Source organism: Arcicella aurantiaca, assembly GCF_003148625.1.
Classification (GTDB): Bacteria; Bacteroidota; Bacteroidia; order Cytophagales; family Spirosomataceae; genus Arcicella; species Arcicella aurantiaca.
This window is the reverse complement of record NZ_QGGO01000006.1, coordinates 24,363-36,434: the sequence shown is the minus strand read 5'-3', so window position 1 is coordinate 36,434 and position 12,072 is coordinate 24,363. Positions and strand designations below refer to the sequence as shown.

9 protein-coding genes are annotated in these 12,072 nt (G+C 35.6%); all 9 read right to left on the bottom strand.

Translation table 11 applies throughout. The features are described 5' to 3' along the window. Window position 1 precedes the first annotated feature (1 nt). The gene (locus tag LV89_RS07180; RefSeq protein ID WP_109742197.1) at window positions 2-1,519 is read right to left on the bottom strand and encodes an FGGY family carbohydrate kinase; all 1,518 of its coding nucleotides are present in this window, start codon (window positions 1,517-1,519) and stop codon (window positions 2-4) included. A gap of 94 nt (window positions 1,520-1,613) precedes the next feature. Beyond that, entirely contained in the window at window positions 1,614-3,950 is a 2,337-nt protein-coding gene (locus tag LV89_RS25575; RefSeq protein WP_211321171.1) for a ChbG/HpnK family deacetylase, read from the bottom strand. A gap of 76 nt (window positions 3,951-4,026) precedes the next feature. Beyond that, complete coding sequence (locus tag LV89_RS07170; protein WP_109742196.1) at window positions 4,027-4,983, bottom strand: ABC transporter permease subunit; 957 nt, start codon at window positions 4,981-4,983, stop codon at window positions 4,027-4,029. Between the two features lie 79 nt (window positions 4,984-5,062). Next, window positions 5,063-6,562, bottom strand: a complete 1,500-nt coding sequence (locus tag LV89_RS07165) for a sugar ABC transporter ATP-binding protein (RefSeq protein ID WP_211321170.1) — start codon at window positions 6,560-6,562, stop codon at window positions 5,063-5,065. A gap of 131 nt (window positions 6,563-6,693) precedes the next feature. Next, complete coding sequence (locus LV89_RS07160; protein WP_109742195.1) at window positions 6,694-7,311, bottom strand: DUF2291 domain-containing protein; 618 nt, start codon at window positions 7,309-7,311, stop codon at window positions 6,694-6,696. Then, window positions 7,304-8,215, bottom strand: coding sequence for a D-ribose ABC transporter substrate-binding protein (locus LV89_RS07155; protein WP_109742194.1), 912 nt, complete (start codon window positions 8,213-8,215; stop codon window positions 7,304-7,306). Before LV89_RS07155 ends, LV89_RS07160 begins: the two co-directional genes overlap by 8 nt. A gap of 13 nt (window positions 8,216-8,228) precedes the next feature. After that, window positions 8,229-9,278, bottom strand: coding sequence for a Fic family protein (locus tag LV89_RS07150; RefSeq protein ID WP_109742332.1), 1,050 nt, complete (start codon window positions 9,276-9,278; stop codon window positions 8,229-8,231). A 158-nt stretch (window positions 9,279-9,436) separates the two neighbouring features. Continuing rightward, on the bottom strand, window positions 9,437-11,053 hold the full coding sequence (locus tag LV89_RS07145; protein WP_109742193.1) for a DUF5060 domain-containing protein: 1,617 nt from the start codon (window positions 11,051-11,053) through the stop codon (window positions 9,437-9,439). Then, window positions 11,053-12,072, bottom strand: coding sequence for a transketolase family protein (locus LV89_RS07140; RefSeq protein ID WP_109742192.1), 1,020 nt, complete (start codon window positions 12,070-12,072; stop codon window positions 11,053-11,055). The genes LV89_RS07145 and LV89_RS07140 overlap by 1 nt, the downstream gene beginning before the upstream one ends.

The window sequence follows — 12,072 nt, the reverse complement described above, 5'->3', positions numbered from 1 at the left end:
TCTATTGAAAGTTGATTTTTTTCTGCCAACCTTCATAGCCTTTATGAACAATTTGGTTGCTCAAATTAGGTGAAATTTCTTCTGTTTGGCGTTGATTAATAGCTTTTAGCTGTTCAATGCTTTCGTAAACGCCACTTTTTAGTCCTGATAAATATGCAGCTCCCAAAGCCGAAACATCGGCATTTTGTTGTTTTTTGAGTGATAAACCTAATAAATCAACTAAAAACTTAATGACAAATTCATTTCGAGTCATACCGCCATTGACAGAAATTGACTTCAAAGGAGCTTGCATATCTTGCCCCATTGCGGTAACAACATCTTTTATTTGATACGGAATGCTTTCTAATGCCGCACGAACGATATGATTTTTAGTCGTGCCAAAAGTCATTCCTTCAATGGAAGCTCTACGGTTCATTTGCCAATGTGGACCTCCCAAACCGCTAAAGGCAGGAATTAAATATACACCAGCATTATCCGTAACTGAATTTGCCATTTCAGCGGTTTCGGCAGGATTTTGAAATAGATTTAATTCATTTTTTAGCCATTCAATCGTTGAACCACAAGACACAATTGCTCCTTCCAAAGCATAATCAACACGGTTTTCGGTACTCCAACAAATGGTTGTTAACATTCCATTGGCAGATGTCACTGGTTTCGAGCCAATATTCATCATAATTGAACTCCCTGTTCCTAAAGTAACTTTGGCAGTACCTTGTTCAAAACAACCTTCTCCAAAAGTAGCCGCATGAGAATCTCCGATTAATGAAGTAATGGGTAGTTTACGATTTACGATTTGAGATTTACGATTACTATTAGTCTGTTCTAACAATCGTAAATCGAATACTCCAAAATCCGAAGATGAAGGACATACTTCTGGTAAATTTAGATTTTCTAATCCCCAAAGTTTTAAAATATCAGCGTCCCAAGTTAAGGTATGAATATTGAAAAATAAGGTTCTTGAAGCGTTGGTGTAATCCGTTTTGAAAGACTTGCCATTGGTCATTTTGTATAAAACCCAACAGTCAACCGTTCCAAAAAATATTTCTCCTGCTTCAACTTTAGCTTTTAATTCCGAATCATTTTGCAAAAGCCAAAGCAATTTTGTTCCCGAAAAATAAGGGTCAATGATTAAGCCTGTTTTTTCTTTAATTAATGGCTCTTGACCTTTCAATTTTAGGTCTTCACAAATAGAAATTGAACGTTTACAAGCCCACACAACGGCAGGACTTTGAGCGTTTCCTGCTTTGTCCCAAAGTACAAAAGTCTCACGTTGATTACTAATTCCACACGAAGCAATGTCTTGAATATCAAATCCTTTTGACGAAAAATCTTCAAGACATTCTTGAACAGAATCCAACACATTTTGATAAACTCCTTCTGGGTCTTGTTCCACAAAACCATTATCGAAATGATTTGTCTTTAAATCAACACAACCTTTCGCAACAGCTTTTCCCGCATTGTCAAATATCAATGTTTTGGTACTGCTTGTTCCTTGGTCGATAGCTAAAACGAATTTCATATTTAATTTTAATAATTTTATTTCAACTTTAGCATAGTCAACTTTTCAAAAGTTGACTATGTTTTGATTACCTTATCAATTCTAAATTTCTTACTTATTTAAAAACCTCTTTATAACTCACCAATTTGATTCCTTTTTTAAGGATTGCTTCTTTTACTTTTTCGTTGGTAAAAATGGTTGTAACATCTTGTCGTCCTTGTGCAACGTCTTCATAACCGATATGAGAAATTGCCTTTAATTCGTCGTTATCGAGTCCGGGATGTTCTACAAAAACATAGTTTTTACCATTTTCTAATTTGTCCAACATCGCAATAAATCCTTGAATTCTTTCTTCGGTAGTTTTATTGTTGAAATCAAAACCAACATAAGCAATGTCGTTATCTTTCTGAGAATCAACGTCAACCATTTTCAAATTATAAGATTTTGCTACCCGACGAGCCATATTTTTTACCTCTTCAGTAAAACCTGTACTTCCCATGTGTCCAGAAATATGGCTTAGTCGAGGAATATATTTTAACGCCAATTCAATTTGTGCTTTTAATTCTTTTTCAATATCCTCAATTTTCCAATCGTTGTCAATAACTGCTTGTTTCGGATAATTGGGATTATGGAAAAGCATCGGGTAAAAATACCCATCTTTGTTTCTCAAACTCGGTGCATCTGTTAAAGGTCTCCACTTGATATTATCCCATTCGCTGGTTATGGCAAAATGCAAACCAACGTCCACTTTTGGTGTTTGAGCTAATAATTTTACTGCTTCTGGAAACCAAGGTGAAGGAGCAATTACTTCAATTGAGGTTTCGATTCCTTCCGTAAATGACTTGATAAGTGCCTCATTTCCAGCATGAGAATAACCCATGTCATCACCTCTAATTATCAATTTCGCAGGATTCGAGACATTATTTACTAAAACACCTTTCGAGATAAAACGTTTTGCCTTTTGGTTAAAAATACTTTGGAAATCAATGTTCACATAGTCGCCATCAAAAGTGCAAACGATGGTTTCAGTATGTGGACTTTCGATGTAACGAAGGGTTAATTCTAAGGTTTTGGCATTTTTCCAAGTATAGCTACCAGCAACTTTAAACGCAGGTAAACCTACTCGGTTTGCTCTGCCACGTTCTACCAAATAAGGACCAAATTTTGTTGTTTCACCCAATTCCCATTTTCCCGCACCAAATGCAAGTTTGTGCGTCGTAGAATCAGATTTTAAGTTTACGATACAAGTTTCATTGTTGAAATCGAATGAAATAGTTTCAAAACTTCTATTGCTTGAAAATATCCCAAAGTTTTTACCAGAAACTTTTGTTTCAGACTCAGAAAGAACATTTTTACTCGGTATTGCTAAGGCTAAACTTGCTTCTTTTGCCTTTAAACTTGAAAACAAAGTGTTATTTGCGGGCAATTTTTTAGCTTGAAATGCAGGTAAAAGATATTTCCAAATTAAATTGATTTCACCCTGCATATCAGTGGTTTCAGCAGTTACGGCAATTACAACGTCTTTTTCGGGTAACACAATTACATACTGTCCATTCGCTCCGTCTGCACGAAAACCGTTATTTCTACAACGCCACATTTGGTAGCAATAACCTTGTAGCCAGTCACTTGAGTCTTTTTTGGCTTGTGGAGCATCAGGATTTTGCATGATTTTCATGGTTGATGCTTCTTCAATCCATGAAGCAGGTAAAATTTGTTTGCCATTCCAAATACCTTTTTGAAGGAATAACTGACCAAATTTTGCCATATCTTCGGTTTTGAGTCGCAAGCCCCAACCGCCTGTATTGATACCTTTAGGGTCAACTTCCCAATCCATACCCGAAATTCCCAAAGGCTCAAATAATCGTGGTTTTAGGTAATCAATAACTTTTTGTCCCGTTACTTTTTGCACAATTGCCGATAACATATAAGTTGCGGGTGAATTATACAAAAACTTTGTACCGGGTTTATAAGCAATAGGCGTATTTAAAAAGCCTTTCACCCAATTGTCGGTTGTGGCAATAATGGCAGAATTTTCTTTTTCATGCCCAACACTCATGCTCAATAAATCTTTGATTTTTAATTCCGCCAAATTTGGACTCACCTTCGCAGGCAAATCTTCGGGAAAAAACGAAATTACTTTGTCGTCAACCGTAAGTTTTTTCTCAGCAACAGCAAAACCAATTGCGGTTGCCGTAAAGCTTTTACTCGTTGAATAAAGGGTATGTTTTAAATCAGAACGATATGGATTCCACCAACTTTCAGCGACAACTTTTCCATGTCGGACAATCATAAAACTGTGCAGTTCGTGTTTACTATTTGAAACTGCATCAATAAAATTGTTGATTGCTTCGGAAGAAATTCCTTCAGCTTCGGGCGTACTTCTTGGAAGTGAATTGTTTTTTTGAGCGAATATTTCAACGCTTAAAAGAAGAAGTAAAAACAGTTTTTTCATTAGTATTTAGGATAAATTTTGTGTTGAGATTGTTTTTAAACAAATGTAAGTATTTACCCTAAAATATTAACCTGCTTTAATCCTGCTTACTGTTTTGCTTATCAATAATTACCGCAACCAAAATCACTAATCCTTTTACCACTTGTTGCCAAAATGGCGAAACGTCAAGTAAAACTAAACCGTTGTTTAAAACACCAATAATAACTGCACCCAAAACTGTACCCATAATTGTTCCTCTGCCTCCCGAAAGCGATGTTCCGCCAATTACTACGGCTGCAATAGCATCTAATTCGTAACTAATTCCTGCGTTTGGTTGTGCAGAATCTAAACGAGAAGTTACCAAAATACCACCAACGGCTGCTAACATTCCTGCCACAGAATACACAAATATTTTTACTTGATTGATGTTAATTCCTGATAATCTTGCCGCATTTTCGTTGCCACCAATCGCATAAATGTAACGCCCCAAACGTGTTTTTTGAGTCATTAAAACGGCTACTAAAATTACTAATCCTGATATCCAAACAGGTACGGGAATGCCTAAAAGCCAGCCTGTACCAAAGAAAGCGAAGTTTTCACCTAATTCTGAAATTGGGAAACCTTCGGTATAAAGCATCGTCAAACCACGAGCGATGGTCAGCATGGCGAGCGTTGCAACAAATGGAGGAATTTTGAAACGAGTAATGGTAAATCCACTAAAAAAACCTGATAGCGACCCAACGATTAAACCCGCTAAAATTGCTCCTAACAAAGAAAAACCGATGAACAAATTGAGCGAAGGAATGGCAATGCCGTTTTTAAGCAAACCTGCCGTGACAGCTCCACTAATTGCCAAAATTGAGCCTACGGAAAGGTCAATTCCTGCGGTGAGAACGACCAATGTCATGCCCACAGAAATAACAATATTGACTGAAATCTGACGTAAAACATTCCACCCATTATTAACTGTCAAAAATTTATCCGACAAAAAACTTATCAAAACGCATAAAATAAATAATGCGATAAGTGACTGGAATTTAGCTATATTTTTCATATTTACGATTTAAGAATCTATGATTTACGATTTCATTTTACCATTTACCATTCGTAAATCTAAAATCGTAAATCGTAAATCAGATAATTGCTGCTTTTAAAATTTTATCTTCTGTGGCTTCTTCTTTACGCATTTCTGCGGTGATTTTTCCCTCTGCCATCACCAAAATACGGTCAGCTAATAGCATAATTTCAGGTAATTCTGATGAAACGACAATTATACCCAAACCTTCATCTGCTAATTGGACAATGGTTTTATAAATTTCATTTTTTGCCCCAATATCAACGCCTCTGGTGGGTTCGTCCAATAATAAAATCTGCGGTTTTGTTGCTAACCATTTGGCTATTACAATTTTCTGTTGATTGCCACCGCTTAAATTTTTTACAAATTGTTCTTGACTTGATGTCTTGATATTCAGCGTTTTAATGTAGTCGGCTGTTAAATTTACTTCCGCTTTTTCATCAACAAAAAATCCTTTTTGTAAATCTTTTAAGGTAGTAATTGATAAATTCTCTCTAACGGACATTCCTAAGACTAAACCTTCGTGCTTGCGGTCCTCGGTTACAAAAGCTAAACCCGCATTAATGGCATCGGACGGTTTTTTGAATTTACAATCACTTCCATTTATTGATATTTTACCTTCAATATTTTGTGGGTGTAAGCCAAAAAGCGTTTCGAATAGTTCGGTTCTTCCTGCTCCCATTAAACCACAAATTCCTAAAATTTCACCTTTTTTAAGATGGAAATTGATGTCTTTGAGAATTGAATCCTTATTTTTCTGTGTTGATTTTAAAGATAAGTTCTCAACTTTTAACAAATTATTTTCGGAGAAATCTGGAACGTTTCTTTGCATCATTTTAATTTCCCGACCCACCATTTTGGCAATCAGTTCATCATGGGTCATATCTTTTAATTCTCCCGAATCAATACTTTTCCCATCTCGAAGAATCACATAATTATGAGCAATTTTGCGAAGCTCGTCTAATTTGTGAGAAATATAAATAATTGATTTCCCAGCATTTAGCAAATCGTTGATGATACTAAAAAGCACTTCAACCTCCGAATCTGATATTGCAGAAGTAGGTTCGTCCATGATAATCACCTCAGAATCAAGCAATAAAGCTTTGGCAATTTCTATAATTTGTTGTTGTCCAATTTTAAGGTCAGCAACTAATGTTTCTGGATTGAGCGATAATTTAAGCGTATTTAGCAATTCAGAAGTTTTTGCTAACATAGCTTTTTTATCAAGTACACCCCAAGAATTGGTAAGTTCACGCCCAAGAAAAATATTTTCTTGAATGCTCAGATATGGAATTAAATTTAATTCTTGGTGAATAATAGCGATTCCTACATTTTGAGCATCTTTTGTATTGGCAAAATGAACAGATTGATTCTTATAGATAATTTGTCCTTCGTAATCGGGATAAACACCCGACAAAATTTTCATTAAAGTTGATTTGCCTGCTCCGTTTTCACCCAACACAGCAGTAACTTTTCCTTTTGCGAAGGCAAGATTGACATTTTCAAGTGCCGCAACACCAGAGAAACGTTTGGTTATATTTTGGACTTGTAAAATCATGGTTTTTGAATGATGAGTTATGAATGATATTTTTTTAGCACTTCCCGAAAGTTATTTCTACTTTCGGGAAGTTGAATCCTATTGAGAACTTCCCGAAAGTGAAAGAACTTTCGGGAAGTTAAAGTAGAATATCACTTATCATTAAGTGAAACTGGTATTACCTCTATCTCATTCAATTTCAAGTGTTTTTGATTTAATTCTACTGCTCCAACCAAACTAATTTGACTTCCAAGCGTTGCTTTTTTCTTTAAATTTGGTACAACTTTATTACGAATAATCTCATTTAATTCTGAGGACACATTGTTGAAATCCATTGTATTATCAAAAGTAGTCATCGTTATGATTCCAGAAGCATCTCTAACAGCATTACCAAAAATAAACTCAGTAGCTACTGAATATGGTTTTCCATCTACTTCAATATCAATGGTGTTTTCGTTGATTTTCGTAACATTTCCTGTAGCTTTTATCAAAAAATAACGAATATTCCCGATACCCAATGAATGTGCAAATTGTTTGAAAGTTTCTTCGGGATTCGATTTCAATTTTTCAGTTAACTCATTGATTGCGATGGCTTTATTAGAATTTGGCAAGATTTTATCCTGATAAAAACTGTTTGCATAAGCTTTTGCATCTAATGTATTTTTGCCATTACCTTTTTTAACTTCGTCCAACTTTTTAAAATACACAGAGTTGTAAGCAACAACTCCTAAAACGATTATTCCAAGAATATTTTTTAGAATCTTATTCATAGTCGGCGATGTTTTTTTGTGAAACTAATTCAACGGCTACGGGCATTTTTTTAGGAAAATCTCGTTTACCATTAAAATATTCGTCGGCAAAAATAGCCGCCGTTTGTGCCATCAATTTTGGAAACTGCAAACACGTCGCTGAAATCTTTTTGCTTTTGATTGAACTCAACACATCGTCTGCACCGTCAAAACCAAAAACCTTTACTTGATTGGCTTTTCCAGAAGAAATTAATGCTTGAAAAGCTCCCATCGCCATCGCATCGTTGCCACAAAAAACGGCAGTAATATCTGGATGTGCCTGTAAAATTGATTCCATTACTTCCAAGCCCTTATTACGGTCAAAATCGGCACTTTGTTGAGCAACCATTTTCAATTCTGGGAATTTATCAACTACCGAATGAAAACCTTTTGAACGATTCCAAGTGTTATTATCTCCCACCAAACCAAGCAATTCAACGTATTTGCCTTTTTTATTCATCGTTTCAACAAAATATTTTCCGATAGAAACACAGCCCGAATAATTATCTGAAAGAATTTGCGAAGTAGCTGCATCGGCAGAATTCACTTCTCGGTCAATACAAAATACTGCTACACCTGCTTCTTTCGCCTTTTTTACATTCACAACTGAACCATCGGCATCAGTAGGATTGAACAAAACGGCATCATATCCAGAGGCAATGGCATTATCAAAATGGTCAGTTTCGAGTGCCGTATTATTCTGAGAATCAAATATTTTTGCTTCATAACCCAATTCTTTTGCTTTTGCAGCAGCGGCTTCCGCCAACACTACAAACCAAGGATTATTGAGCGTTGAAATGATTACCGCTACTTTTTTAGGCGAGTTATCAGTCGTTTTTGTCTGACAGCCTAATAGCAATAAAATTAAAAAGAGATAATTTTTCATATTTTGATTTTAATTATATCAACGAATACCATGTGCCTTTACCTTGTCCATTTTGTTGAATTTGATTTGTTTTGACTAAACTTTCAAGATGCTTTTGTAAAGTATTGCGATTGTATTGTGTCGAGATTTGTAATTCTTTGATGGTAATTCTGCCATTTTCTCTGAGTAAATCCAAAATTGTTTGCGACATATTTGGTAATTGTGTCAGTAATAAGCGTTCTCGTTTTATCTTAATTTCTAAATTATCTTTTTGTTGTTTTAGCGATTTTAGAAAAAACAAAACCCACGGTGACCAATTGGGTTCATCTTGATTGAGAGATGTTTGTGTTTGTCTCAATGACCAATAATAATCGGGTTTTCTCTGTTCAATCACTGCTTCAAGAGAACTATAAGCCACATAATGATAACCTGCTTTTAGTAATAAAAAGGTGGTCAAAACTCTTGAAATTCGTCCATTTCCATCTTGAAAAGGATGGATGGTTAAAAAAACAACGGTGAAAAAGGCAATCACTAACAGTGGATGCCAGTCTCTTTTATTCAAATTTTCGACTGTCCAGTCCACCAATTCTTGCATTTTAACTGGTGTTTCCAAGGGTGTTGTTGTCTCAAAAACGATACCTATAACTTGTCCAAAACCATCTGTGGCGACAACGTGATTCGGAAATTTTTTATATTGCCCTTTGTGCCATTGGTCTTTTTCACTGTACGTCATCAAATAACCATGAAGTTGTTTGATGAAATTTTCAGACAATGGCATATCGTTATAATTATCAAAAACGATTGACATCAAATCTGCATACCCTGCCACTTCTTGCTCATCTCGAGTCTCAAATTTTTGAATTTGAAGGTTACCAATCAATTTTTCAACTTGTCGGTCAGTCAATAAACTTCCTTCAATACGGGTACTCGAAGCAATGCTTTCTATCGTTGCCACTTTTCTAAGTTGTAACAATCGGTCTGGTGCAATATTTCCCAAAGCTAACCAAGCCCCTTTAAATTCGTCAATTTCAGTCATAAGATTGACGAATTCTTTTGTCAGCATTAAAGATTCTGTTTTTTTCATACGCATATTTTTATTCAAAAATATTCATAAATTTCGATTTTATACGAATAATTCAAAATTTATCCATTTTCACGCAAAAACATACGCAGAAATATCCATAAAAATTATTGGTGCTCGCATTTTAAGAAACAATCTTTAATTGATATTCATGTTTCTAATTAAATTATTTTCGTAATTCTCAAAGCAATATATGGTTTCAGGGGCAATCTAACCTGTTTTAAGTCTTTGTCATAAAGGCGATAATCGTTCACTTCTCCGACTTCAAAAATGCTTGGAACTTCTTTTATCGTCATGTCCCAAGTATCAATAATTTCTACTTTATAACGATTTCCCTTTTTTACTTTTTCAAAATTGGCATTCTTACTTGGCAAATTGAACAGCCAAGTTTCATTCATATCTTTTCCAAAATAGATAAAATAAACTCCCTTTCCTGTTGTCGCAATTTTGCTATCTCTACTTAGGTCGGCTTGTTCAATGGGTGCATTGGCTTTTTCTAAAATATTCCGAATAAAAGCGATTCGCTTCCAACTTGTTCCTTTAAATTCTCCTCCTTTTCCCCAAAATATGGTATCTCTGAGGTCTTTGAACATATAAGATTCTCCGTGGGTAACATACGTTCCACCGATTAAGCCCATCCAAATCAGGTGGTTCATTTCTTCGCCACTGTATCTTCCCCAACGATGTTTGAGGTTCCCTTCATAGCCCACTTCATCAAAAATGGTGGGTTTATTATAAATATTTCGCACAATTGGAGCTGCACCATAATTCATCACAGGGGCTTCGTCTTGGATTGAAACGTGTGTAAATTCTGGTCGCCAATAGTCAAAATATCTACCTGTACTTCCATGAATTGAGCATAAATGTCGGTATGGGTCATTTTTAACAACGGCTTTTGTGAGCGTAATCCAATCAGCATCGGTTTTGCTTTTTACATAATCATATTCGTTCGCCATCGACCACCAAACATTTCTAAAAGATGATAGTCGAGCTGTTAAGTATTTGATATATTGCAAATTAGCCTCCATTGACATTTCATCAAAACCCCAACGTCCTTTATCATAAGGATGAAAAATAATTAAATCTGCTTCAATCCCTAAATCTTTTAATTCATCAATTCGTTTTTCTAAATGTTGAAAAAAGGCAGGGTTAAATTGTGTAAAATCCCAAACTTTAATTTCTTTGCCTAACGAATCTTTTTTCGTTGATTTAATTTGATAAGGGTACAGTGTTGGTTCTTCCTTTACTAAATCATAATTTTTAGGAAAAACGCCCATTCTGATTTTATTAAAACCTGTGTTTTTTAAGGTTTTAAGCGTCAACTCCTGAACGTCATTTGCCATGTGTGTCCAAGCATAAGCAGTTGTTCCGAGCGGAAAATATTGTTTTCCATCAGCATATTTGAAATTATAAATTTCGCTGACTTTCACCATTCCATGATTGCTACCTTCTGCTTTTACACATTCAAATTCACCTTTTTTGTTATTCAATTCAGATACATTACTTTGGGTATTATATTTCCAAATACCCATTTTGTTTGGCATAAATCGAATAACAAAAGTATTGTTGCCGTCATAAAAACCTTGAACAGAAATAGTGGTGTCTTTTCCTGTAAAAATCGCTGAAATATTGACTTCCGAGAAATTATTTTTCTGTGATTTATATTCAAGTTTTACTTCAAATCTATCCCATTGCTGTACTTTCGATTGAGCATGAGAAAAAAAGTTTATGAAGTTTAGAATGAGTAGTATCCAGAGAGAAAATTTATATTTTTTCATTAAGCCAATAATTTTAATGCCTCTTTCGCTATGCCTTCTCCCGTGATTTCATAATGCTTGAAAATCTCATTTTGTGAACCCGTAACAGTATATTCGTCAGGAATTCCCATGATTTTGAATGAGTTACGATGTGCATTTTGCATTAAATATGATGCAACCGCTTCACCTAAACCTCCATTCACCATGTGTTCTTCAACTGTGATTATCGGTTTCCCTTCCGAAGCAATCGTATTTATTAATTCATAATCCAGCGGTTTAATGGTGTGCATACTCACCACTTTTGCTTGGATTCCATGTTCAGATGCTAATTTTTCAGCAGCTTCAAAAGCAGGTAAAACAGTTTCTCCTGTGCCGATAAAAGTTAGGTCTGAACCTTCTCTGATTACTCTTCCTTTTCCGAGTTGAAACAGGTTACTGGTTGATTGGTTATCGGTTTTTTCACCAGTAACCAATTGCGGAACACCGCCCGACCAATCACTAATAACTAAATCAACGGGCATATTCTTTTTCCCAAATCTCAAATAAATGGGTTTTTTAAGAGCCGCTGCTTGTAAAATGGCTTGTTCCGTTTCAAAATTATCAGCAGGAGCAACCACCACTAAATTATTAATGGCTCTCAAAACGGCATAATCATGTAAACTATGATGCGTCGTACCCAATGCTCCGTAGCTTACCCCCGCACTGATTCCGACCAACACGACTGCATTATCAGAATAGGCAACGTCATTTTTAATTTGTTCTAAGGCTCTTGCCGTCAAGAAACAAGCAGGAGATACCGCAAAAACGGTTTTGCCTGCCGAAGCTAAACCTGCGGCAACACCAACTAAGTTTTGTTCTGCAATACCGACTTCAACAATTTGTTTTGGAAATTTCTGACCGAAAGGCGTTAATTTACCAGAACCTCGTGAGTCGCTTGTTACAGCAATAATATTTCTATCCACCGCAGCGAGCGATTCGAGTGTGGCGGCAAAAACTTCAAGATTTGCAAGCCCTACCGTGGGCATTTTTATATCATTCAT

Coding starts and splice junctions, on each gene's coding strand:
- LV89_RS25575 (WP_211321171.1), bottom strand. CDS start 3,950: ATGAAAAAACTGTTTTTACTTCTTCTTTTAAGCGTTGAAATATTCGCT.
- LV89_RS07150 (WP_109742332.1), bottom strand. CDS start 9,278: ATGAAAAAAACAGAATCTTTAATGCTGACAAAAGAATTCGTCAATCTT.
- LV89_RS07180 (WP_109742197.1), bottom strand. CDS start 1,519: ATGAAATTCGTTTTAGCTATCGACCAAGGAACAAGCAGTACCAAAACA.
- LV89_RS07170 (WP_109742196.1), bottom strand. CDS start 4,983: ATGAAAAATATAGCTAAATTCCAGTCACTTATCGCATTATTTATTTTA.
- LV89_RS07145 (WP_109742193.1), bottom strand. CDS start 11,053: ATGAAAAAATATAAATTTTCTCTCTGGATACTACTCATTCTAAACTTC.
- LV89_RS07155 (WP_109742194.1), bottom strand. CDS start 8,215: ATGAAAAATTATCTCTTTTTAATTTTATTGCTATTAGGCTGTCAGACA.
- LV89_RS07140 (WP_109742192.1), bottom strand. CDS start 12,072: ATGAATGATATAAAAATGCCCACGGTAGGGCTTGCAAATCTTGAAGTT.
- LV89_RS07160 (WP_109742195.1), bottom strand. CDS start 7,311: ATGAATAAGATTCTAAAAAATATTCTTGGAATAATCGTTTTAGGAGTT.
- LV89_RS07165 (WP_211321170.1), bottom strand. CDS start 6,562: ATGATTTTACAAGTCCAAAATATAACCAAACGTTTCTCTGGTGTTGCG.